The sequence below is a fragment of the Massilia sp. LjRoot122 genome, assembly GCF_964252725.1.
Taxonomy (GTDB): domain Bacteria; phylum Pseudomonadota; class Gammaproteobacteria; order Burkholderiales; family Burkholderiaceae_D; genus Telluria.
Genome location: NZ_CAXUPB020000001.1, coordinates 1,766,924 through 1,789,305, shown reverse-complemented (window position 1 = coordinate 1,789,305; position 22,382 = coordinate 1,766,924). Strand labels below are relative to the sequence as shown.

The following is a 22,382-nucleotide window of genomic DNA, read 5'->3' as shown; positions in this document are numbered from 1 at the left end:
TATGCTCGAATCAAGGAGCGCATCATACTCGCCTTCCCTCCTCCCCTGGCGCGAGCCGCTGCGGATGGCTGTAGAGCACGTGTCGCCCGTCGCGTACGAAACCGGCCAAGGTCAGCCCCGCCCGGTCGGCCAGCTGCACCGCCAGCGCGGTGGGCGCGGAGATCGCGGCCAGCAGCGCATAGCCGGCGCGCGCCGCCTTCTGCACCATCTCGAAGCTGGCGCGGCTGGTCACGACGGCAAAGCCGGTCCCGGGGTCCAGCTTGCCTCGCAGCAGCGCGCCGACCAGCTTGTCGAGCGCATTGTGGCGGCCGATGTCTTCGCGCACGCACAGCAGCTCCCCGTCGCGATCCGCCCAGCCGGCGGCATGCACGGCGCCGGTCGCGTGGTGCAGGTCCTGGCGCACGGCCATCGCCGCCATCGCGCGGTGCAGGGCTTCCGGTGCGAAGCGCAGCGCGTCATCCTGGCGCGCATCCGTCGCAAAGGCATCGTCGTCGAACCAGTCCAGGCTTTCGACGCCGCACAGGCCGCAGCCAGTCTTGCCGGTGCGTGCGCGGCGCGTCTCCTTCAGGCGCATCGCCGCGCCGGAAGCGATGCGCATCTCGATCGCGATGCCGTGCGCCGCCGCCTCCACCTCGAGCTCGTAGATGTCGCGCGCATCGCGCACGATGCGCTCGCCCAGCGAGAAGCCGAGCGCGAAATCCTCCAGGTCACGGGGAGAAGCCAGCATCACCGCGTGGCTGATGCCGTTATAGACGAGCGCCACCGGCACCTCGTCCGCCACCAGCTCGGCCGCGTCTTCCAGCCGGCCGTCGCGCCAGCGCTGGGCCGGCAGGCGGCAGGCTCCCGGCGGCGCAAAGAAACCTTCGCCGGCGTTCATGAGGGTCTCCCGCCGCGCTCGAGGAGCACCTCGATCGCCTTCGCGGCCGGCACCTTGCTTTCCTTGGCGTGGTGCCACAGCGGAATCAGGGCATTCAGCTCGGGATAGTAGCCGGCGATGCAGCCTTCCGGCACGTCGTAGGGCACCACCGCCAGCCCGCCGACGCGGCGCTCGACGCCATCCTCGGCCGGGGTGCGCAGGGCCACCAGCTCGCCCTCGGCCAGCGCATACTTCGCCATGTCGGCGCGTGCCATGAACAGCACCATGCGGCTGCCCTGCACGCCGCGGAAATGGTCGTCGTAGTTGTAGATCGTGGTGTTGAACTGGCCGTCACTGCGCACCGTGAACAGGCGCAGCGTCGTGGGACCGCCCCGCATGTCCGGGTTGTTGTCGAGCGAACCGGGCGCCGTAAACAGGGCCTTGCCGGATTCGGTCTTCCAGACCCGGTGCGCCGCGCCGAGCGGACGGCGGAAACCGCCCGGTGTCCACATGCGCGCGTTGAAGTCATGGAAGATGTCCGGCCAGGTCGCGGCGATGGCTTCGCGGATGCGGCCGTAGTCCGCCACCCAGGCGTCCCAGTCGACGCGCGGATTAGGATCGAGCGTGGCCTTGGCGATGCCCGCCACGATGGCCGGTTCCGACAGCAGCGTGGACGCCACCGGTTCCGCCCTGCCGCGCGAACCGTGCATGCAGCCGGTGCTGTCCTCGACCGTCACGTCCTGCGGCCCGCCGCGCTGCCGGTCGATCTCGATGCGTCCCAGGCAGGGCAGCACGTAGGAGGCCTTGCCGTGGATGACGTGGTTGCGATTCAGCTTGGTCGCGATCTGCACCGTCAGCGGCAGTGCGCGCCAGGCCGCTTCCATCAGGCCGCGTTCGGGCACGGCACGCACGAAGTTGCCGCCCAGGCCGATGAAGGCCTGCAGCTTCCCGGCCAGGATGGCTTCGCAGGCCTCGACGGTATTCATGCCGGTCTTGCGCGGCGGCTCGAAACCGTACAGCGCCTTCAGCTTGTCGAGCGGCGCCAGTTCCGGCTTCTCCGTGATGCCGACGGTGCGCTGGCCCTGCACGTTCGAATGGCCACGCACCGGACAGACGCCGGCGCCCGGCTTGCCGATGTTCCCGCGCAGGAGCAGCAGATTGACGATCATCGTGACGTTCCTCACCCCTTCGCGGTGCTGGGTCAGGCCCATGCCGTAGATGCCCATGACGGCGTTCGAGGCGCAGTACACCGCGGCCGCGCTTTCCAGGTCGGCGCGCGCCAGCCCGGATTCACGCTCGATCGCGCTCCAATCGCAGGCGCGCACCGCGGCTTCGAAGTCCGCGATGCCCTGGGTGTGTTCCTGGATAAAGGCGAGGTCGAGCACGCGCTGCCCGCACGCGGCCAGGGCCGCGTCGTCGCGGGCGAAGATGGCCTTGGACAGGCCCATGATCGCGGCCGTGTCGCCGCCCGGTTTCACCTGCAGGTACTGGGTGCTGATCGGCGTCTCGTGCCCGGTCAGCATCTCGAGCGGCGACTGCGGGTTGGTGAAGCTGACCAGCCCGCGCTCGCGCAAGGGATTGAAGGTGATGATGGGCACGCCGCGCATCCGCGCTTCGCGCAGCTGGTGCAGCATGCGCGGGCTGTTGGTGCCGACGTTCTGGCCGAAGAAGAAGATGCAGTCGGTCTCCTCGAAATCGTGCAGGTCGACGGTGCCGACCGGGACGCCGATGGTCTTCTGCAGGCCGACCGAGGTGCTCTCGTGGCACATGTTCGAGCTGTCGGGCAGGTTGTTGTTGCCGTACATGCGCGCCAGCAGCTGGTACATGTAGGAGGTCTCCAGCGAGGCCCGTCCGGAGGCATAGAACACGACCTGCTCCCTGTCGAAAGCGCGCAAGGCGGCGCCGATCTCGGCGAAAGCCGTATCCCAGCTCACCTCGCGGTACTTGTCGGCGGCGCTGTCCCAGCGCAGCGGCACGGTCAGGCGGCCCTGGGCTTCCAGCGTGTGGTCGTCCCAGGCTTCCAGTTCGGTGACGGTGTGGCGCTCGAAGAAATCGGCGCCGATGGTCTTGCTGGTGGTTTCCCAGGCCGTGGCCTTGGCTCCGCTCTCGCAGAATTCGAAGGGATGCGGATTGGCCGGCTTGGCCCAGGCGCAGCTCACGCAGGCATAGCCGTCCGGTTTGTTCTGCTTCAGCAGCAGGCGGCTGTCCTTCAAGGGCACGCCCTGGTCCAGCAAAATCGTCGTCACCTTGGCCAGCGATCCCCAGCCCCCTGCCGGCATGTCCGCCTTGCCGATCCTCACATCTCCCGTGCGCTTGCTCATGGCTGCTCCCTCGTCCGTGGAACCGCCACCCTAGACCGGATTAGCTTCCGGCTCGGTGCGCCTGCCCACAGTCCTGCGTACAGCACGGGACAATCTTCGTACAAAGCACGGCAATAAATTCTTGCAGGAATATTAATTTTTGCAAGCTTCGATGCCGCGCAAGGAAGGGAGCGCCCCGCTGGCTAGAGTGGGCATACGAGCTCATGCTTATCGCATGGCAGCCGCTTTCTGGAGCCCACCATGACGAGGATGCTTCCTGCCTTGCTGCAGTACCTGAATGCGTATCTGAACCGTTTCGCCGAAGGCATCGCCCTGTCCACCCGCAGGATGAACCCGCCACGCCGGCGCCTGCTGCTGGGCAGTGCGATGCTGGCGGCCGCCATCGCGCTCACCAGCCATCCGGCGGGCGCGCAGGCCTGGACCACCGAACACTGGACCGCCACCTGGGGCACGGCGCCGGCCGGCCCGCCGCCGGAATCCGGTCTGCAGGTCTTCCGTGACCAGACCCTGCGCCTGATCGTCCACACCAGCATCGGCGGCAACCGGGTGCGCATCCGCGTCTCGAACGAGATCGGAACCGTCCCGCTGCGCATCGGCGCGGCCCGCATCGGCCTGCGTGCCGGCGGATCGGACGTGGCGCCCGGCACCGACCGTGCACTCAGTTTCGGCGGCCGGCACTCGGTGACGATCCCGCCGGGCGCGCCGGTGCTGTCGGATCCGGTGGAGCTGAACATCCCGCCCTTGTCCAGCCTCGCGGTGAGCCTCTACCTGCCCGGCACCGTGCCCGCCACCACGGTCCATGCCCTCGCGCACCAGACCAACTACGTGTCGCTGCCGGGAGACTTCACTGCCGCACCGGTGCTGCCGGTCCAGCGCACGATCGCGCTCTGGCCTTTCCTGACCGGGGTCGAGGTGGATGCGGCGGGACCGGCCATCGTCATCCTGGGCGACTCGATCACCGACGGTACCCGCAGCACGCCGGACACCAACAAGCGCTGGCCGGACTGGCTGGCGCGCCGCCTGCAGAACGTGCGCGATCCCGCCCAGGGCTTCAATGCGCGCCCGGCCGTGGTCAACCGCGGCATCGACGGCAACCGCCTGCTGTCCAGCGCCCCGAATCCCCTCTCAGGCCGCAGCGCGCTGGAACGTTTCGAGCGCGACGTGCTGGCGACGCCGGGAGTGCGCTACCTGACGGTGCTCATCGGGATCAATGACATCGGCAACAGTTCGGCCGCCAGTCCGGTGACCCTGGACGACCTGGTCGCCGGCTACCGCCAGCTGATCGCCCGCGCCCACACCAAGGGGATCAGCGTCATCGGCGCCACTCTGCTGCCCTTCGAAGGCGCGGGCAGCTACTCGCCTTCGAGGGAGCAGCTGCGCCAGGCCGTGAACGCGTGGATCCGCAACCACGACGAATTCGACGCCGTCATCGACTTCGACCGCGTCACCCGCGATCCGGCCCGGCCGTCGCGGCTGCTGCCCGCCTACGACAGCGGCGACCACCTGCATCCGAACGACCTGGGTTACGAGGCGATGGCGAACGAGGTGCCGCTGAGCTTGTTCCGGAGCGCCGCCAAGGCCCCGCAAAAAGCACAAGCGCCGGGCTAGCCGGCGCTTGTCTGGTCACAAATTGTTCCCGGTCCGGGAGGACGTCGGCAAGGGCCTGCCCGGCCGCCACGTCCGCGACAGCGCCTGCGCTTCCTCGATCTGCTCTTGCGTCATCTGGCGCGAGATCGCGGCGCGCTGCTCGACCGCGTTGTGGTTGCCGCCGGCCGCGGCCAGGTTCCACAGCATATAGGCCAGCACCATGTCCTGCGGCATGCCGGCCTGGTGGTAGCGGTACATCAGGCCGAGCGCATGCTGGGCCTCGGCATGGCCCTGCTCGGCCGCCTTGCGGAACCAGTTGACGGCGTGGCGCTGATCCTGGGGGACCGCGTTGCCGGTGTAGTACATCGCGCCGACCACATACTGGGCATCGGCCTTGCCCTGCTGGGCCGCCCGGTGGTGCCAGGCGAAGGCCTGCTTGTAGTCGCGCGTGACGCCGCGGCCCATGTAATACATCAGGCCCAGCAAATGCTGGGCGTCCGCATGGCCGGATTTGGCGAGCGGGACGATCTCTTTCAGTGCTGTCGCGTAGTTCCGCGCGTTATACGCGCTGGCCCCCTCCGCGAAGCCCGCATGCGCCAGGGCCGGCAGGCCGAGTGCGAATGCGATCGCTATCAATAGTTTTTTCATGTCTCGTGCATGGAATCAGGATCTCTGCGTATCCCTCGCCCCCGTAATGGGCTCACCTTGTTTTGTCCGACTGCTTGTCGTTATTCTTGTTCTGGCCGCGCCGATGCTCTTTTATTTCCAGTTCACCTTGCCGAGCCCGTCGACGCTGGTCTTGCGGTTGAGCGGCTTGCCGTGCACCGTCACCGAACCCAGGCCCGACAGGGTCAGGTTGGCGCTGTCCTTGGCCGTGACGGTCGCGTTGCCCAGGCCGGACAGCTCGAGGGTCACGTTCTCGGCGGTGAAGGCCTGCGCATCCAGTCCGCCCAGTCCGCCGAGTTCCGCCTTCAGCCTGCGGCTGCGGCCCGACAGGGTCACGTAGCCGGCGCCGCTCAGGTTCAGCTCGACGCTCTCGCTGTTGATCCCATGGATCTTCATGCTGCCGACGCCGCCCAGGTTCGCGGTCAGCAGCTTGTAATTACATGATACATTCATTGAGCCGGCCCCATCGAGGTTGAGCTCGAGCTCGTCACCCGAGAAGCCGCTGATGGTGGTGCCGCCCACGCTTTCGGAACTGACTTCGCGCAGGTTCGGCAGGGTCAGTTCGGCGTGCAGGCCCATGCTGCGGCCCAGGTTGATGCTGACGCCCTTGGTCTCGGTGCCGATGTTCAGGGTATCGCCGCTCTGCTGTGTGCTGGTCTTGCCGAGCAGGCGAGGATCGCCCGTGAGCACCAGCAGCGGCGTGCTGCCCTGGCGAATCTTCAAGTCCACCACGCCGTCGAGCTTGACGCGCACCACGCGTGCATCGATCTGGCGCGTTTCAGTGGCGACCTCGGCCGCGGTGGCGCTCCCCGTGGGGATGAACAGCGGGGCGCACAGTGCCGCAAAAGCGAGGCCGAGCTTGGAAAGGTGGTTCATTCATTTCTCCGAATCGTGTTCCTGGTTGTGCGTTGCCAGCTTGTGACTGATTTACCGCAACATTAGCATGTTGCAACTATATCCTCCCGGCCCGCCCATTCCCACCGGTCTGCGACGAACTGCATAAAACGCGGCCTGGAGCGGCGTATGCACGGATAGCGCGTGCCTTTACGCAGTGTGGATATAACGCAAATTTGCCCGTCAAAAAAGATTACTTATTGGCATGCCATTGCGCTAATATGCAGCGCATGACGGCCCAGGCCGTCAGTACAGGCTTCATCTTTTCCCGAGTTCATTACGAGGTCAAACCCATGCGCATGCGCCAATTACCTGTTTTGCTGGCCGGGCTCACGTTCTCGCTGTCGGCATTCGCCGCCTCCGCGGACCAGTGGACCCTGCCGGTCGCTGTCAAGAAGCTCGATAACGGCCTGACGGTCATCGTCACCGAAGACCGCAGTTCGCCGACCGTCGGCGTGTCGGTCGTCTACAAAGTGGGCATGCGCCTGGAGCCGAAGAACCGTACCGGCTTCGCCCACCTGTTCGAGCACCTGATGTTCCAGGGCACGCCGAACGCCAAGAAGGGCGTGTTCGACACCACCATCACCGGCGGCGGCGGCCGCAACAACGGTTCGACCCGTGCCGACTACACCAACTACATCGAGACCGCCCCCAGGTCGGCGCTGGAGCCGATCCTGTGGCTGGAAGCGGACCGCATGAAAACGCTCGACTTCAACCCGGCCACGCTGAAGAACCAGCAGGACGTCGTGAAGGAAGAGATCCGCGTCAACGTGAAGAACCAGCCTTATGGCGGCTTCATGTGGATCGACATCGGCCAGCAAGCCTTCCAGAAGTGGGAAAACAACCATGACGGCTACGGCAGCTTCGAGGATCTCGAGAACGCCAGCCTGGACGACGTGCGCGCCTTCCACCGCGACTACTACGGCCCGAACAATGCCGTGATCGCGATCGCCGGCGACATCACCCCGGCCCAGGGCTTCGCGCTGGCGGAAAAATACTTCGGCAAGATCCCGGCCCGCCCGACACCGAAACCGACCGACTTCAACGAAGGCCTGAACACGCAGGAAAAGCGCGTGGTGCAGAGCGACGCCCTGGCCCAGGTGCCGGCGATCGCCGCCGCCTGGAAGATGCCGCCGCGCGGCCACCGCGACCAGGCTGCCATGGCCGTGCTCGGCGAACTGCTGGCCGGCGGCGACGCTTCGCTGTTCTACCAGGGCCTGGTGAAGGGCCGCGAGATCGCCCTGAACGTCGACTCCCTGTTCGGCCTGACCGGCCCCTTCGAATACGACGGCCCGACCCTGCTGACGGTGTTCGCGCTGTACAAGCCGAACAGCAGCGCCGACGCCATGCTCAAGGCCATGGACGAAGAGCTGGCCAAGGTCGCCCAGAACGGCGTGGATGCCGCGAGCCTCAAGCGCGTCAAGACCCGCCTGCTGGCCAACTGGAACAACCAGCTGGAGAGCTTCATCAACCGCGCCGACATGATGGCGAAGATGCAAGTGATGTGGGGCGACGCCAACGTGGTCAACAAGATCCCGGGCCTGATCGAAGGCGTGAGCTCGGAAGACATCCAGCGCGCGGTGCGCACCTACCTGGTGCCGACCAACCGTACCGTCATCGACCGCAAGCCGGCCGCGATGCTCGCGGCGCCTGCCGCCACCCCAGCCGCCGCCGCTGCCCCGGCTGCCGCCACCACCAAATAAGGAGCGCATCGATGAAAAAACTGATGCTCGCAATCGCCGTTTCGGTCGCCTTCGCGCCGGCGGCCTACGCCGCCGCCCCCGCCGAGAAATCATTGCCGATGCCGGCCTACGGCAAGGACAGTGCGATCCCGGTGCCGAAGATCACCAAGAAGACCCTGGCCAACGGCCTGACCGTCTGGGTCGTGCCGCGCAAGGGCCTGCCGCGCGTGGACTACGTGCTGGCGGTCCGCGGCGCCGGCTTCGCGGCCGACGCCCCGCAGACCCCGGCCTTCGCCAACATGCTGGCCGGCCTGCTCAACGAAGGCAGCGCCAAGCGCGACTCGCGCGCGATCGCCGAAGCGGCCCAGGGCATGGGCGGTGAAGTCGGCGCCGGCGCCTCGTCGGACGGCATCGTCGTCTCGGCCAATGCGCTGGTGTCGCAGGCTGCCCCGATGATGCAGCTGCTGGCCGAAGTCGCGCGCACCCCGTCCTTCCCGGAAAGCGAAGTCAAGCTGGCCAAGGCGAATGCGCTGCAGTCGCTGCGCGTGTCCGAGACCCAGCCGGGCTTCCGCGCAGAGCGCGCCATCAACCGCGCGATCTACGGCGAGCACCCGTATGCCCGCACCACCCCGACGGTGGAAGCGATCAACGCCGTGACCCAGGACATGCTGCGCGCCGAACACGCCAGGCGCATGCGCCCGGACCGCGCCCTGCTGGTGATCACCGGCCCGGTCAAGGAAGCCGAGGCGCTGAAGATGGCCGAAGCGGCCTTCGGCGACTGGAAGGCCAGCGGCCCGGCCCTGCCGGAAACCGCCGCCGCACCAGCCGACGCCAAGCCGGCGCGCATCCTGCTGCAGCGTGACAAGAGCGTGCAGTCGGCCGTGCGCCTGGGCAGCCCTGGCATCGCCGCCAGCGCCGAAGACCAGATCCCGCTGCGCCTGGCCAGCACCATCCTCGGCGGCGGCTTCTCGAGCCGCGTGAACATCAATCTGCGCGAAGAAAAGGGCTACACCTACGGCGCTTCGGCCGGTGCACGCCTGAACCGCGTGGGCGGTGCGATCGTCGGCGGCGCCGACGTGCGCAACGAAGTGACCGGCGCGGCGCTGAACGAGTTCTTCGGCGAGTACAAGCGCATCGGCGCCGAGCTGGTGCCGGCCAAGGAAATGGAGATGAACAAGCGCTACGTCGCGGGCGGCTACATGATCAGCAACCAGCTGCAACGCTCGGTCGCGGCGACGCTGGCCAATAACTGGCTGATCGGCCTGCCGCCCGAGTTCCTGGGCGAGTACGTGCCGCGCATCATGAAGGTCACGCCGGAACAGGTGCGCGACGTCTCGAAGAAGTACTTCTCGCCGGAGAACCAGTCGATCGTGGTCGTGGGTGACCAGAAGGCGCTGGGGGAACAGCTGAAGGCGTTTGGCGAGTTCAGCGTGATGGAGAAGTAAGCCGGTCTGCTGGCTGAAGTGGAAAGCCCCGCGGTTGCGGTAATGCCGTTCAGTTAAGACTGAGCGGCATTTTTCTTTTGGGGTGTTGTAAACGGTAGCTAAGGCTGTTAACCTGCGTCACCATGTTTGATGACGCGCTCCATTTCCTCGTGCAGGCCCAGGAAGACCCAGACTGGGCCCGCCTAGGGCAGCACTTGCCTTACGAGTGGATCGAGCAAGCGGTTGCATATACTGGCAAAGCGAGCATTCGACAGCGCCGCTTACCGGCCGAGCAGGTAGTGTGGTTGGTGGTGGCCCTGGCGCTGTACCGTCACCAGTCCATCAGCGAAGTGGTCGACGACTTGGACTTGGCATTGCCGGATGCGCAGGTGCCTTTCGTCAGTAAAAGCGCAGTCGCCCAGGCACGGCAGCGTCTTGGCGCCGAACCGCTTCGGGCACTATTCGAAATCTCGGCAAAGGCTTGGTCTGAGCAGGATCGAAAGCAGTACTTGTTCAAGGGCCTGAGCCTGTTCGCGATGGACGGCACGACCTTGAAGACTGCCGACACGCCGGAGCTGCGTGAGCATTTTGGAGAGCAGGTCTATCCCAGCGGACGCATCTCCAGCTATCCGCAGGTACGCGGCGTGACCTTGACCGCGGTGCCGACCCACTTGATCCGTGATGCGAAATTTGGTCCTTATGGGATCAATGAGATGCTCTATGCAAAAGAGCTGCTTGCATCGATTCCAGACGACTCCCTTACCGCCTTCGACAAAGGGTTTCTGTCGGCTGAGATTCTGTGCGGCCTGACCATGGTTGGAGCAAACAGGCACTTCATCATCCCAGCCAAGGCCAACACCAAGTGGGAAGTCGTCGGCGGCACATCTGACGATGCCGTAATCGAAATGCGCGTATCGCCCCAGGCACGCAAGAAGTGCCCGGACTTGCCTGAAACCTGGCGCGTGCGCGCGATTACGATCATCGACCAGAGTGCACGCAAGCACGTATTGCTGACATCACTGTTCGACACCAAGCGCTACACAGCCAAGGACATCGCCGCTTGCTATACCCAGCGCTGGCGGATTGAAACGAGCTATCGCGAGCTTAAGCAAACAATGATGGGCATGGCGCTAACCCTGCGCAGCCGCACCGTCGACGGCGTGTATCAGGAAATTTGGGGAGCCCTGACCGCTTACAACCTGATCCGGCTGGAGATGTCCAAGGCGGCACTAGAGGTGAAATGCGAGCCGACCGAGATCAGTTTCATCCGCGCCTTCCACATCATCCAATACGAACTACATTGGGCAGCGGTGACCCGAGCATACGGCAAGTTGCCTGCGTTAATGCAGCGCCTTCGCCAACGCCTCGTCATGCTCCTGAATGAAGAACGGCCCGGCCGAAAAATCGACCGGGCCGTCAAGGCCTTACCTCATCGTTACACCGTTCGTGTCCTGAAGAAGGACCTTAACTGAACGGCATTACCGCGGTTGCGGGGCTTTTTTCATTTTGATTGGTACGCTACCGACTTGGGTCCCGGCCTGCGCCGGGACGACGGTCTAAAAGCTGGAGGTGCTAGTAGCGCATCCACTGGGCCACTACCCTGAAGACCGTCGTTCCGGCGAAGGCCGGAACCTAATTTTGCGTGCGTACCCTTAGCCTTTCAACGCCCGCTCCAGATCCGGCAACTCCGCCGGCTTGACCAGGTGCGCATCGAAGCCCGCATCCATCGCCCGCTTGCGGTCTTCCGGCGAGCCATAGCCCGTGTGGGCCACCAGCCGGACGTGCGCCAGCGCCGGATTCTTCTTGATGCGGCGCGCCACCTCGTAGCCGTCGATGCCCGGCAGGCCGATGTCGAGCACGATCACCTGCGGCCGGTGGCGCAGCGCCAGGTCCTCGATCTGCGCGGCATCCGAGGTGGTGCAGGTTTCGTAGCCCATCTCGGCCAGCAGGAAGCCCATCATTTCCATCGCATCGACGTTGTCGTCCACCAGCAGCACGCGCATGCCGCTGCCGCCGGTCTCGGGCGTCTCGCAGTGCGCAGGGGCGGCTTGCGGCGCGCTGGTGCGCAGCAGCGGCAGATCGACCGTGAAGGTGCTGCCCATGCCGATGCCGGGGCTGTCGGCGCTCAGGTGCCCGCCGTGCAGCTCGAGCAGGTGCGACACCAGCGACAGGCCGATTCCCAGGCCTTCCGGCGCACGGTCCGGCGGTACGTCCACCTGGGCGAACATGCCGAAGATGCGCGGCAGGTTGTCCTCGGCGATGCCGATGCCGTTGTCGCGTACGGCGATCCGCACCCGGTCCTTGTCGGCCAGGCGGACGGCGACATCGATCTGGCCGTTCTTCGGCGTGAACTTGGCCGCGTTGTGCAGCAGGTTGCCGACCGACTGCGCCAGGCGCACCGGATCGCCCATCACCCATACCTGCTGCTCGGGCAGATGCACGTCCAGCTGGTGGCCGCGCGCCGTGATCAGGGGGCCGGCGGTCTCGATGGCCTGCCGGATCACGGCGCCCAGGTCCACCTCTTCGGTGCGCAGCACGATCTTGCCCTCGGAGATGCGGGCCACGTCGAGCAGGTCGTCCACCAGGTGCGCCAGGTGGTCCACCTGGCGCGTGATGACTTCGCGCGCACGGGCCTGGCGCTCGGTGCCCTGGCTGTCGTCGCCGGTGGCGCCCAGCAGCGCGGCCGCGTTGCGGATCGGGCTGAGCGGATTGCGCAGCTCGTGGGCCAGCGTGGCCAGGAACTGGTTCTTGTTGCGGTCGGCCGCGCGCAGCAGCGCTTCCATTTCCTTGCGCGCGGTGATGTCGCTGGTCACGCGCGCCACGCGGTAGACCTCGCCGCGCTGGTCGCGCACCGCGAACAGGCGGTCGCGCACCCAGCGTACCTTGCCATCCGGGCCGATGAACCTGAATTCGTCGTCGTAGTGCGGCGTCTGCGCCAGCTGGCGCCAATGCTCCTCCATGCGCGCCCGGTCGTCCGGATGGACCGCCTCCAGCCAGCCGGCGGGCTGCTGGCGCAGCGACTCGACGCTGCGGCCCCACAGCGCGGGATAGGCCGGGCTGATATAGACCAGGTCGCGTTCGGGAACGCTGAACATCCAGAAGACATCGTCGATGTTGTCGGTCAGCTGGCGGAAGCGCTCTTCGCTGTCGCGCAGCTCGCCCTGGGTCTGGCGCATGCGCACCAGCGCGTTCACGTTGGCGATCAGCTCGTCGGCCTCGATCGGCGCCGCCAGGTAGTTGTCCGCGCCGCCTTCAAGCCCGCGGATCTTGTCGGCGCGGCCGGTCAGCGCGGCCGAGGTCTGGAGCACCAGCACCATGGCGCTGTCCGGATTGGACTTGATGCGGCGGCAGACTTCGATGCCGTTGATGTCCGGAAGCTTCACGTCGAGCAGCACGAGCGCGGGGTTCAGGCGCTTGACCATCTCCAGCGCGTCGGTGCCGTTGGTCGCCTCCACCACCTCGAAACCGGCCCCTTGCAGGATGCGGTTCTTGGCGTAGCGGGCGCCGTCGTTGTCGTCAACGTTGAGGATCAGGGTGGAATTGGCTTTCATCATTCGGTTCCGTCTTGGCTGGACTGCTGGAAGCGGCGCGGCAAGCTCAAGGTGAAGCTCGTGCCTTCACCCACTTTGCTTTCCACGTCGACCCGTCCCTGCAGAAGTGCGGCCAGCTTGCGGCACAGCGGCAGGCCGAGGCCCGTGCCTTTGCTGCGCCGCTGGAGCGGATGCTCGATCTGGCTGAACTCTTCAAAGATCAATTGCAGGTTTTCCGGGCTGATGCCGATCCCGGTGTCGGCGACCGCGAACGCGATCATATCAAGCCGTGCGTCGTAGGTGGCGGAAACACGCACGCTGCCACGCTCGGTGAACTTGAGCGCGTTGGAAATGAAGTTGCGCAGGATCTGGGAGATCTTGCCTTCGTCCGAATCGAAAGCCTCGGTGAAGTCGGAGGGTTCGAACACCAGTTCCACCCGGCCTTCGTCGACCAGCGGCCGCATCATGCCCTTGAGGGCGCGGAACAGGTTGTCGATCACCACCGGCGCCAGCTGCACGTCGACCTTGCCGGCCTCGATCTTGGCCAGGTCGAGCAGGTCGTTGACCAGCTCCGACAGGTCGTTGGCGGCCCTGGCGATGAACTGCACCTGGCGCTCCTGCTCGGTCGTCAGCTCGCCGTCCATGCGGTCCAGCAGCAGCTGGGCCAGGGCGCGGATCGAGGACAGCGGCGTGCGCAGCTCGTGGCTGGTATTCGACAGGAAGCGCGACTTCATCTCGTCGGCGCGGCGCAGGCGCTCGGCCTTGTCTTCGATCTCGGCGTACAGCGCGACGATGCCGCGGTTGGTGTCTTCCAGCTCGCGCGTGAGCGACAGCAGGTCTTCCTGGCGCTCGCGCAGCTCGGCCAGCGTGGCGAGCAGCTCGTGGTTCTGCAGCTGCAGCTCCTGCAGCGTGTTCGAGACCGGGCTGCCGGCCAGGCGGGTGCTGATGTCCGCCAGCCGGGCCGGGTCGACCATGGCTTGCGGCGACAGCGCCTTGCGCATCGTGACCGTGGTGACGACGCCCTGGGCCGGCTCGACCTCGCAGGAATCCATCAGGCGGTGCGCCGTGATCAGGGCCAGCTCCGGCAGCGAACTGCTGAGCACCTGGTCGAACACGCCGGGCGCCGTGGACATGCGCGCCCCGGTGCCGGGATGGATGGCGACTTCCAGGTACTGGCGCGCGCCATTCCGGCCCAGCAGGAAGGCCGCGCGGCCGCCCGAGCCCTGGTGGCAGGCCATCCGCGCCACTTCCGACACGGCTGTCGCCACGCGTACCTGGTCCTGTTGCGAAAAGCCGAGCAGTTCCGACACCTGGCGGGCGCGCTGGCGCACCACTACCACGTCCTGGTCGCTGTCGAGGGCGACGTTCAGTATGCGATGCAGGCTCACCGGTGACTCCCATGGCGGCGCACCACCAGTACCATCGCGTCGTCGCGCCCCCGGATGAAGTCGCGCATCAGCACGGCCGCGATCAGGATCGGGCTGCGGCCGACCAGGCCGGGGTACTTGTCCAGGTTCCACTGGGTCTGGATGCCGTCCGAATGCATGATGCACACGGCGCCCGGACCGAAGGGCAAGGGGAAGGACTGCACCTTGCGCATGTTGTGGCCGACGATGCCGTTGTGCGATACCAGTGCCCGGCGCGCGCCGTCGATCACGCAGCCGGCGATGTTGCCGACGCCGGCGAACTGCATTTCATCGTCCGCGAACTCGATGCGGGCGGTCGCGAGCGCCGCGCCGCGGGTCGGCCGCAAGGCATCGTGGGCCGCGAGCATCAGCTCGTCCGCCTGCACTCCCTTGCGTGCCTCGAGTGCGCCGATGGCGGCCGCTGCGGCACGCGCGGCCTCGGGTCCGTGACCCAGGCCGTCGGCGGCCAGCAAGGTCGCGCCGCGGCTGTCGCAGTGCACCGCCCAGCCGTCGCCGCACTCGTCCTCGCCTGCCACCGGCGCCCACAGCGCGCCGATCTCCACGCCACAGGGCTCGGGCGCCGTCAAGTCGCGCCAGAGCCGCATGAAGAAGACCGCGCCCTTGCCGGGCTGCGTGTACACGTCGAACTCGTCGGCCAGGCGGTTGATGGCGCCCAGGCCGGTGCCCGCCGTGCCCGCGGTGGACACGCCGTCGACCAGGCAGGCGGCCAGGTCGGCGATGCCGGGACCGTTATCGAAGGCGAGCACGTCGATGCCCACGCCGGCGGCCGACTGCGCCGGTCCGACGTGGATCTCGCCCTCGCCCGCGTGCTTGAGGATGTTGGTGGCGGCCTCGGTGATGATCAGCGCCAGCTGGCCGGCGCGGGTCTCGTTGAAGCCGAGCGCATCGGCCAGCTTCTGGCCGCTGCGCCGCACCGCCGCCACATCGCTCGCATGGTTAATCGCGTGCACTTCCTGCTGTGCGAGTGAACTGATCAGCGCTTCCATTTCACCACCAGCACGGCAGTGCCCTCTCCGCGGCGGCTGTCAATGTCGAATTCATCCGCAAGACGCTTCGAGCCACCGAGGCCGAGGCCGAGGCCCCCGCCGGTGGTGAAGCCGTCGCGCAGCGCATTGTCGATGTCGGCGATGCCGGGACCGGCATCGACGAACAACAGGCCGATGCCCTGGCGGACACCGTCGGACAGGCTGTCCAGGTGGACTTCGCCGCCGCCGCCGTACTTGATCGTATTACGCCCCAATTCGCTCGCGGCCGTGACCAGCTTGGTCTGGTCGACCAGGGACAAGGCGATGGCCACCGCCCGCTCGCGCACCTGCTTGCGCAGGCCTACAACGTCCTCGTCCGACTGCAGGCGCAGGGTCACGCGTGCGCTGCGGTGCTGGCGGTGGCGGTCCAGCAACGCGGTATCGAACAGGACTGCACCGGTATGCGCGCCGTTCATCAGTTAAAGTTCTTTCCCAGCAGGGCCATGCCCTTTTCAACGTTCAGTGCGGTCCTGACGCCGTGCAGCGTCAGGCCCAGCTCGACCAGGGTGATCGCCACCGCCGGCTGCATGCCGACCACCACGGTGCGGGCGTCGAGCACGCGCGCCATGGCGGCGGTATTGCTGATCATGCGGCCGATGAAGGAATCGACCAGGTCGAGCGCGGAGATGTCGATCAGGACACCCTTGGCGCCATCGCTGACGATGCGCTCGGTTAGATCGTCCTGCAGTTGCATGGCAAGGCGATCGTGCATGTCGACCTGGATCGTGACGAGCAGCAGGTCGCCCATGCGCAGGATAGGAATACGTTCCATGTTCTGCTTATGCCTTGGCGACGACGGCGGTGCCGGTGCGCTCGAGCGCGACCAGGAAGGCGTCGGCCAGGGTGGCCTTGGTGATCACGTCTTCCAGGTTGACCCCGAGATGCACGATGGTCTGGGCGATCTGCGGGCGGATGCCGCTGATGATGCAGTCGGCGCCCATCAGGCGCGCGGCGGCGATGGTCTTCATCAGGTGCTGGGCCACCAGGGTGTCGACGGTCGGCACGCCGGTGATGTCGATGATGGCGATGATGGCGCCGGTGTCGACGATCTTCTGCAGGATGTTTTCCATCACCACCTGGGTGCGGGCGGAATCCAGGGTGCCGATCAGCGGCAGCGCCAGGATGCCGTTCCACAGCTTGACGACCGGGGTCGACAGCTCGAGCAGTTCCTGCTGCTGGCGCACGATGATCTGGTCCTTGGTCTTCTGGAACACTTCGATGGTGTACAGGCCCAGCTTGTCCAGCAGGGCGCTGACGGTCCATGAGGCGGCGGCGATGGCTTCGCTGTCGCCCTCGAAGCCGGCGCGCAGCTGCGCGAACAGCGGCTGCTTCAGCGAGAAGACGAAGGTCGCGGTTTCGGCCGGGGTCGAACCGGACTTGGCGCGGGTCGAGGAGATCTCGGCCAGCAGGTCGCGCACTTCATCCCAGGAGCGGTGCTCGATGTTGTCCAGTTCGCCGCCGCGGGAGGCGGTGGCGAGCGCCGCGATGAATTGCTGGCAGTGGCTGCGCAGCTGCTCCTTCGAGCTGGAGCTGCCGCGCACGATCATTGCCTCGAGCTGCGTCGTCCACTCAGCGCCGATCTCGGCCTGGTGTTCCTGGATGAGCTGGCTGATGCGGGCGGCGTAATCCTTCGTGGTCATCTGTGCGATTCCTAGGTTTGGATGGTTGAAATCAGTGGGCGCTGCGCGGAACAAGGACGCGCGATCCCATCGTTTACGAAATGATCGACTATAACACTTCTTGCATTGTGGTTACGACACAGTTGTGTCGTGCGCGGCGGCTTTTGCTGGCGCGTCGAACCGACTCATTACTGCTGGATATCGCGTGGGCCCGTCCTTGCCTGCTCGGCTACAATGCCGCCGCCCGGCGGTATTACCGCACTCCTGCCTCATCCATGCCGGGCGCCGCATTGTTGGGAAGGTTGGTATTGCGTGGTGACGAACGTAGTAGGCACAAGCCAGAGGCCGCTTGTCTTGATCAACCTGCTGAAAGGACTCGCGGCACAGCTGATCGTCCTGCATCACCTGGCCTTCTACGGCCCCATGGCCGACCGAGCGCGCGACATCCTGCCCTCCCTCATCGACTGGCTCGGCGACCACGCGCGCATTGCCGTGCAGGTCTTCCTGGTCATTGGCGGCTTTCTCGCGGCGAAATCGCTGGCACCGGATGGCCTTCCCCGGATGGGCAATCCCTTGCACCTCATCTGGCGGCGCTATATCAAGCTGGCGCCGCCTTTTTTTGTCGCGATGCTGCTGGCCGTGATCGCCTCCGGCTGGGCTGCCGGCTTGATGACGCACGATTCGATCTCGCCTGCACCGACCGCGCTGCAGCTGGGCGCGCATGCGCTCATGCTGCACGGCGTGCTCGGCTTCGAGTCCCTGTCCGCGGGCGCCTGGTATGTGGCGATCGATTTCCAGTTGTATGCCCTGATGACGCTGCTCGCATGGTTGTCCGGGCAACGGGACGGAGCTCGCTCGCCCGGCTGGCTGCTGCCCGGCCTGGTTGCGGCCGGCGTCGCCGCCTCGCTGCTGCACTTCAACCTGGACGCGGACTGGGACGTGTGGGCGCCCTACTTCTTCGGCAGCTACGGACTGGGTGCGCTCGCATGGTGGGCGAGCGATCCGCAGCGCCGGCCCGGCGCCGTCGCGCCCTTGCTGGCCGCGCTGCTGCTGCTGCCCTTGCTGGCCCTGGTACTGGAATTCCGCAGCCGGATTGCCCTGGCCCTGGTGGTCGCCTGCGCCCTGTTCCTGTTTGGCCGCATCCGGCCGCTGTCCCGCGCTGGCTGGGCGCTGCCTGCCGTCGATTACGCGGGCAAGATCTCGTTTTCCGTCTTCCTCGTGCATTTCCCGGTCTGCCTGATGGTGAACGCAGCCTTTACACGTTTCGTCCCGGAGCACGCGTACGCGCAGGCATTCGGCATGCTCGTCGCGTGGATCGCCAGCCTGGTGGCCGGCGCGGCCTTCTTCAAACGGGTCGAGACGCCGCTGGGCAATGTGCTCGGCCAATCCCGCCAGAGCGTGGCGGGCCGCGCTAGCCTGGCGGGCGCAGAACGGCCTCGATCACCCGGCCGCTTAGCCGGTCGATCCTGAACACCAGCAGCTGTTCCCTGACCGCGCCACCGTTCGCCGCGGCTTGCGCGACCAGGTAGGCCGGGTCCTCGAAGTCGGCATAGGTGCTGGGCTCGCCCAGCCACAACTTCAGCTCGACGACCGACATGCCTGCCGCCGGGTGCTTGTCGAGGAAGGACGCCATCATGCAGCCACGCCCGACACGGTCCGCCTGTGCCCAGCGTTCGCGATCGAAATCGCAGGAGCCCCCACGCTGCTGGCGCTTATTGTGGTGCCTCAAGCTGCCTCGAATCTCGCAGTGTCCCGATATTGGTGCATCGCCCCGTGCATCCGATATCTCAAATTGGTGCATCTCCTGCATTCTTCTGGTGCGAAAAACGGCGGACCGCACGGATTAAGGGATGAAAGCGCCGTGCTAGATGATGCAGAGTCGGCCCGGATCTTGCATGGAGACATGCTCCTGTCCCAGTTTTGCACCTTTTTAGAAAGTTTTCGGATGGATGCACTCAAACACGGCGCCGACACCTTGTTCATTCTGCTCGGCGCAATCCTCATCCTGGCGATGCACGCCGGTTTTGCCTTCCTCGAACTCGGTACGGTCCGCAAGAAAAACCAGGTCAATGCCCTCGTCAAAATCCTGGTCGACTTCGCAGTCTCGACCATTGCGTACTTTTTCATCGGCTACAGCATCGCCTATGGCGTCAACTTCTTTTCTGATGCGGAAACGCTCAGCGCGCGCAATGGCTTCGAGCTGGTCAAGTTCTTTTTCCTCCTGACCTTCGCCGCGGCGATCCCCGCAATTATTTCCGGCGGCATCGCAGAACGCGCGCGATTCCATCCGCAGCTGGTGGCGACCGCCTTGCTGGTCGGCTTCGTCTACCCCTTCTTCGAGGGCATCGTCTGGAACCACAACTTCGGCATCCAGGCCTGGCTGAAGGGAACATTCGGCATGGAGTTTCATGATTTCGCCGGCTCCGTGGTCGTCCATGCGGTCGGCGGCTGGGTGGCGCTGCCGGCCGTGATGCTGCTCGGGGCGCGCCGGGGTCGTTATTCGAAGAACGGCGCCATGTCCGCCCACCCGCCGTCGAGCATCCCCTTCCTGGCACTGGGCGCCTGGGTGCTGGCGGTCGGCTGGTTCGGCTTCAATGTGATGAGTGCCCAAACGCTGGACAAGATCAACGGGCTGGTAGCGCTCAACTCGCTGATGGCGATGGTGGGCGGCACGCTGACCGCCGTCCTGGCTGGTAAAAACGACCCCGGTTTTGCCTATAATGGACCGCTGGCCGGCCTGGTTGCCATCTGTGCCGGCTCGGACCTGATGCATCCGCTGGGCGCGCTGGTCACCGGCGCCATCGCCGGCGGCGTCTTCGTCTGGATGTTCACGCTCACGCAAAACAAATGGAAGATCGACGACGTGCTGGGCGTGTGGCCCCTGCACGGCCTGTGCGGCGCCTGGGGAGGTGTCGCGGCCGGAGTCTTTGGCCAACAAGTGTTCGGCGGGCTGGGCAGCGTCTCCTTTTTCGCACAGCTGCTCGGTACGCTGCTGGGCATCGGGATTGCGTTCGTATCCGGCTTGATCATTTACGGCGTGCTGAAGAAAACCGTCGGCATCCGTCTCGATCCCGAAGAGGAGTTCAACGGCGCCGACCTGTCGATACACAAGATCAGCGCGACCGCCGAATCGGAGACCCGCTGGTAGCAGGGGTTTCACGAGACGTAAAAAAACCGCCAGGCTCACGCACTGGCGGTTCTTGTTGGCGCGAAGCCGCGGTGCTTACTGCGCCGCGCCTTCCACCGGATCAGCAGCCTTCATCGACAGCTTCAGGCGGCCGCGCTCGTCGGTCTCGAGGACCTTCACGCGCACTTGCTGGCCTTCCTTCAGGTAGTCGGCAACGGCGTTGACGCGCTCGTTGGCGATCTGCGAGATGTGCAGCAGGCCGTCCTTGCCCGGCATGACCTGCACGATCGCGCCGAAGTCCAGCAGCTTGAGCACGGTGCCGTCGTAGGTCTTGCCCACTTCGACCGATGCGGTCAGCTCTTCGATGCGGCGCTTGGCTTCCTGGCCGGCGGCGGCATCGACCGACGCGATGGTCACGACGCCTTCGTCGGTGATGTCGATCTGGGTGCCGGTTTCTTCGGTCAGCGCGCGGATGACGGCGCCGCCCTTGCCGATCACGTCACGGATCTTTTCCGGGTTGATGCGGATGGTGATCAGGCGCGGTGCGAAGTCCGACAGCTCGGTCTTCACGCTCGGCACGGCGCGCTGCATCTCGGCCAGGATGTGCTGGCGGGCTTCCTTGGCTTGCGCCAGTGCCACCTGCATGATTTCCTTGGTGATGCCCTGGATCTTGATGTCCATCTGCAGCGCGGTGATGCCTGCCGGGGTACCGGCGACCTTGAAGTCCATATCGCCCAGGTGGTCTTCGTCACCCAGGATGTCGGTCAGGACGGCGAACTTGCCGCCTTCCTTGATCAGGCCCATGGCGATGCCGGCGACGTGCGCCTTCATCGGCACGCCGGCGTCCATCAGTGCCAGGCAGCCGCCGCAGACCGACGCCATCGACGAGGAACCGTTCGACTCGGTGATTTCCGAGACCAGGCGCACCGAGTAGCTGAACTCGTCAGCCGACGGCAGCGCAGCGACCAGCGCGCGCTTGGCCAGGCGGCCGTGGCCGACTTCGCGGCGCTTCGGGGTGCCCACGCGGCCGGTTTCGCCGGTGGCGAACGGAGGCATGTTGTAGTGCATCATGAAGTCGTCGGTGTACTCGCCCATCAGCGCGTCGATCTTCTGGCTGTCGCGCGCGGTGCCGAGGGTGGCCACGACCAGCGCCTGGGTTTCACCGCGGGTGAACAGGGCCGAACCGTGGGTACGCGGCAGCACGCTGGTGCGGATCGCGATCGGACGCACGGTGCGGGTGTCGCGGCCATCGATACGCGGCTCGCCGTCCAGGATCTGCGTACGCACGACCTTGGCTTCCATGTCGAACAGGATGTTGCCGACTTCGGCCGCATCGGCCTGGACGCCCTGGGTTGCCAGGCCTGCCATCACTTCAGCCGAGATCGACTTCAGCTTCTGCTGGCGGGCCGACTTTTCGCGGGTCTGGTAAGCGTCACGCACTGCCGCGCCGGCCAGGTCGTTCACGCGGGCGATCAATTCTTCGTTCTTCGGTGCCGGGCTCCACTCGACTTCCGGCTTGCCGCCTTCGGCGACCAGGTCGTGGATCGCGTCGATGACGGCCTTCATCTGGTCGTGGCCGAAGACGACCGCGCCCAGCATGATTTCTTCCGACAGCTGCTGCGCTTCCGATTCCACCATCAGCACGGCGGTTTCGGTGCCTGCCACGACCAGGTCCATCTGCGAGGTCTTCAGCTCGGTGGTGGTCGGGTTCAGGATGTACTGGCCGTTCGCGTAGCCGACGCGCGCTGCGCCGATCGGGCCGTTGAACGGGATGCCGGCGATGCACAGCGCAGCCGAGGCGCCGATCATGGCCGGGATGTCCGGATCGATCTCAGGATTGACCGACAGGACGTGGATGATGACCTGGACTTCGTTCAGGTAACCTTCCGGGAACAGCGGGCGGATCGGACGGTCGATCAGGCGCGAGGTCAGGGTTTCCTTTTCCGAAGGACGGCCTTCGCGCTTGAAGAAACCACCCGGGATCTTACCGGCCGCGTAGGTCTTTTCCATGTAATCGACGGTCAGCGGGAAGAAGTCCTGGCCCGGCTTGGCGTCCTTCTTGGCGACCACGGTTGCCAGCACGACGGTATCTTCGACCGACACGACGACGGCGCCGCTTGCCTGGCGCGCGATTTCACCCGTCTCCAGGGTGACCGTGTGTTGACCGTACTGGAAGGTTTTCGTAACTTTATTAAACATGGGTAATCCCTTTCTATTTGCCGAC

18 protein-coding genes are annotated in these 22,382 nt (G+C 65.8%); 6 read left to right on the top strand and 12 right to left on the bottom strand.

Going from position 1 to position 22,382, the window contains the following annotated elements:
• Positions 1-22: 22 nt before the first annotated feature.
• Together fdhD and ACSQ25_RS07865 are read right to left on the bottom strand one after the other, a co-directional pair.
• The gene (fdhD, locus tag ACSQ25_RS07870; protein WP_436105146.1) at positions 23-877 is read right to left on the bottom strand and encodes a formate dehydrogenase accessory sulfurtransferase FdhD; all 855 of its coding nucleotides are present in this window, start codon (positions 875-877) and stop codon (positions 23-25) included.
• Positions 874-3,177 carry an FdhF/YdeP family oxidoreductase gene (locus ACSQ25_RS07865; protein WP_436105145.1) on the bottom strand — a complete coding sequence of 768 codons (2,304 nt, stop codon included), beginning with the start codon at positions 3,175-3,177 and terminating at the stop codon, positions 874-876. Before ACSQ25_RS07865 ends, fdhD begins: the two co-directional genes overlap by 4 nt.
• 240 nt (positions 3,178-3,417) lie before the next feature.
• Here ACSQ25_RS07865 and ACSQ25_RS07860 point away from each other — a divergent pair, with 240 nt between their 5' ends.
• Positions 3,418-4,785: an SGNH/GDSL hydrolase family protein gene (locus tag ACSQ25_RS07860; protein WP_436105144.1), complete on the top strand. Its 1,368-nt coding sequence runs from the start codon at positions 3,418-3,420 to the stop codon at positions 4,783-4,785.
• A 15-nt stretch (positions 4,786-4,800) separates the two neighbouring features.
• Here ACSQ25_RS07860 and ACSQ25_RS07855 read toward each other — a convergent pair whose 3' ends face one another.
• The gene (locus ACSQ25_RS07855) at positions 4,801-5,412 is read right to left on the bottom strand and encodes a tetratricopeptide repeat protein (protein ID WP_436105143.1); all 612 of its coding nucleotides are present in this window, start codon (positions 5,410-5,412) and stop codon (positions 4,801-4,803) included.
• A gap of 111 nt (positions 5,413-5,523) precedes the next feature.
• Positions 5,524-6,306 (bottom strand): GIN domain-containing protein, encoded by a 783-nt coding sequence (locus tag ACSQ25_RS07850; protein WP_436105142.1) that lies wholly within the window; start codon positions 6,304-6,306, stop codon positions 5,524-5,526.
• Between the two features lie 311 nt (positions 6,307-6,617).
• On the opposite strand from ACSQ25_RS07850, the gene ACSQ25_RS07845 reads away from it, so the two are divergent.
• From ACSQ25_RS07845 to ACSQ25_RS07835, 3 genes are all read left to right on the top strand, one after another.
• A complete protein-coding gene (locus ACSQ25_RS07845) occupies positions 6,618-8,027 on the top strand; it encodes a M16 family metallopeptidase (RefSeq protein ID WP_436105141.1) in 1,410 nt (469 codons plus the stop codon).
• An 11-nt stretch (positions 8,028-8,038) separates the two neighbouring features.
• Positions 8,039-9,451 (top strand): M16 family metallopeptidase, encoded by a 1,413-nt coding sequence (locus tag ACSQ25_RS07840; RefSeq protein WP_436105140.1) that lies wholly within the window; start codon positions 8,039-8,041, stop codon positions 9,449-9,451.
• A gap of 122 nt (positions 9,452-9,573) precedes the next feature.
• Complete coding sequence (locus ACSQ25_RS07835; RefSeq protein WP_436105139.1) at positions 9,574-10,902, top strand: IS4 family transposase; 1,329 nt, start codon at positions 9,574-9,576, stop codon at positions 10,900-10,902.
• Positions 10,903-11,082: 180 nt separating this feature from the next.
• On the opposite strand, the gene ACSQ25_RS07830 is transcribed toward ACSQ25_RS07835, so the two are convergent.
• From ACSQ25_RS07830 to ACSQ25_RS07805, 6 genes are read right to left on the bottom strand one after another with little or no spacing between them, the layout of a single operon-like run.
• On the bottom strand, positions 11,083-12,981 hold the full coding sequence (locus tag ACSQ25_RS07830) for an ATP-binding response regulator (protein ID WP_436105138.1): 1,899 nt from the start codon (positions 12,979-12,981) through the stop codon (positions 11,083-11,085).
• A complete protein-coding gene (locus ACSQ25_RS07825; protein WP_436105137.1) occupies positions 12,981-14,348 on the bottom strand; it encodes an ATP-binding protein in 1,368 nt (455 codons plus the stop codon). The genes ACSQ25_RS07830 and ACSQ25_RS07825 overlap by 1 nt, the downstream gene beginning before the upstream one ends.
• Positions 14,345-15,373 (bottom strand): ATP-binding SpoIIE family protein phosphatase, encoded by a 1,029-nt coding sequence (locus tag ACSQ25_RS07820; RefSeq protein WP_436105136.1) that lies wholly within the window; start codon positions 15,371-15,373, stop codon positions 14,345-14,347. Before ACSQ25_RS07820 ends, ACSQ25_RS07825 begins: the two co-directional genes overlap by 4 nt.
• Positions 15,361-15,828: an anti-sigma regulatory factor gene (locus tag ACSQ25_RS07815; protein ID WP_436105135.1), complete on the bottom strand. Its 468-nt coding sequence runs from the start codon at positions 15,826-15,828 to the stop codon at positions 15,361-15,363. The genes ACSQ25_RS07820 and ACSQ25_RS07815 overlap by 13 nt, the downstream gene beginning before the upstream one ends.
• Positions 15,828-16,184, bottom strand: coding sequence for an STAS domain-containing protein (locus ACSQ25_RS07810; RefSeq protein ID WP_436105134.1), 357 nt, complete (start codon positions 16,182-16,184; stop codon positions 15,828-15,830). The genes ACSQ25_RS07815 and ACSQ25_RS07810 overlap by 1 nt, the downstream gene beginning before the upstream one ends.
• A gap of 7 nt (positions 16,185-16,191) precedes the next feature.
• Positions 16,192-17,052: an STAS domain-containing protein gene (locus ACSQ25_RS07805; protein ID WP_436105133.1), complete on the bottom strand. Its 861-nt coding sequence runs from the start codon at positions 17,050-17,052 to the stop codon at positions 16,192-16,194.
• 333 nt (positions 17,053-17,385) lie between these two features.
• On the opposite strand from ACSQ25_RS07805, the gene ACSQ25_RS07800 reads away from it, so the two are divergent.
• Positions 17,386-18,501, top strand: coding sequence for an acyltransferase family protein (locus ACSQ25_RS07800; protein WP_436105132.1), 1,116 nt, complete (start codon positions 17,386-17,388; stop codon positions 18,499-18,501).
• Here the strand turns inward: ACSQ25_RS07800 and ACSQ25_RS07795 are convergent.
• Positions 18,443-18,760 carry a hypothetical protein gene (locus ACSQ25_RS07795; protein WP_436105131.1) on the bottom strand — a complete coding sequence of 106 codons (318 nt, stop codon included), beginning with the start codon at positions 18,758-18,760 and terminating at the stop codon, positions 18,443-18,445. The two genes, ACSQ25_RS07800 and ACSQ25_RS07795, sit on opposite strands and share 59 nt — an antisense overlap.
• Before the next feature lie 216 nt (positions 18,761-18,976).
• Here ACSQ25_RS07795 and ACSQ25_RS07790 point away from each other — a divergent pair, with 216 nt between their 5' ends.
• Positions 18,977-20,179, top strand: a complete 1,203-nt coding sequence (locus tag ACSQ25_RS07790) for an ammonium transporter (protein ID WP_436108040.1) — start codon at positions 18,977-18,979, stop codon at positions 20,177-20,179.
• A gap of 75 nt (positions 20,180-20,254) precedes the next feature.
• Here the strand turns inward: ACSQ25_RS07790 and pnp are convergent, their stop codons facing one another.
• Positions 20,255-22,357, bottom strand: coding sequence for a polyribonucleotide nucleotidyltransferase (pnp, locus tag ACSQ25_RS07785; RefSeq protein ID WP_436105130.1), 2,103 nt, complete (start codon positions 22,355-22,357; stop codon positions 20,255-20,257).
• Between the last annotated feature and the right edge of the window lie 25 nt (positions 22,358-22,382).

Coding starts and splice junctions, on each gene's coding strand:
- fdhD (WP_436105146.1), bottom strand. CDS start 877: ATGAACGCCGGCGAAGGTTTCTTTGCGCCGCCGGGAGCCTGCCGCCTG.
- ACSQ25_RS07865 (WP_436105145.1), bottom strand. CDS start 3,177: ATGAGCAAGCGCACGGGAGATGTGAGGATCGGCAAGGCGGACATGCCG.
- ACSQ25_RS07860 (WP_436105144.1), top strand. CDS start 3,418: ATGACGAGGATGCTTCCTGCCTTGCTGCAGTACCTGAATGCGTATCTG.
- ACSQ25_RS07855 (WP_436105143.1), bottom strand. CDS start 5,412: ATGAAAAAACTATTGATAGCGATCGCATTCGCACTCGGCCTGCCGGCC.
- ACSQ25_RS07850 (WP_436105142.1), bottom strand. CDS start 6,306: ATGAACCACCTTTCCAAGCTCGGCCTCGCTTTTGCGGCACTGTGCGCC.
- ACSQ25_RS07845 (WP_436105141.1), top strand. CDS start 6,618: ATGCGCATGCGCCAATTACCTGTTTTGCTGGCCGGGCTCACGTTCTCG.
- ACSQ25_RS07840 (WP_436105140.1), top strand. CDS start 8,039: ATGAAAAAACTGATGCTCGCAATCGCCGTTTCGGTCGCCTTCGCGCCG.
- ACSQ25_RS07835 (WP_436105139.1), top strand. CDS start 9,574: ATGTTTGATGACGCGCTCCATTTCCTCGTGCAGGCCCAGGAAGACCCA.
- ACSQ25_RS07830 (WP_436105138.1), bottom strand. CDS start 12,981: ATGAAAGCCAATTCCACCCTGATCCTCAACGTTGACGACAACGACGGC.
- ACSQ25_RS07820 (WP_436105136.1), bottom strand. CDS start 15,373: ATGGAAGCGCTGATCAGTTCACTCGCACAGCAGGAAGTGCACGCGATT.
- ACSQ25_RS07815 (WP_436105135.1), bottom strand. CDS start 15,828: ATGAACGGCGCGCATACCGGTGCAGTCCTGTTCGATACCGCGTTGCTG.
- ACSQ25_RS07810 (WP_436105134.1), bottom strand. CDS start 16,184: ATGGAACGTATTCCTATCCTGCGCATGGGCGACCTGCTGCTCGTCACG.
- ACSQ25_RS07805 (WP_436105133.1), bottom strand. CDS start 17,052: ATGACCACGAAGGATTACGCCGCCCGCATCAGCCAGCTCATCCAGGAA.
- ACSQ25_RS07790 (WP_436108040.1), top strand. CDS start 18,977: ATGGATGCACTCAAACACGGCGCCGACACCTTGTTCATTCTGCTCGGC.
- pnp (WP_436105130.1), bottom strand. CDS start 22,357: ATGTTTAATAAAGTTACGAAAACCTTCCAGTACGGTCAACACACGGTC.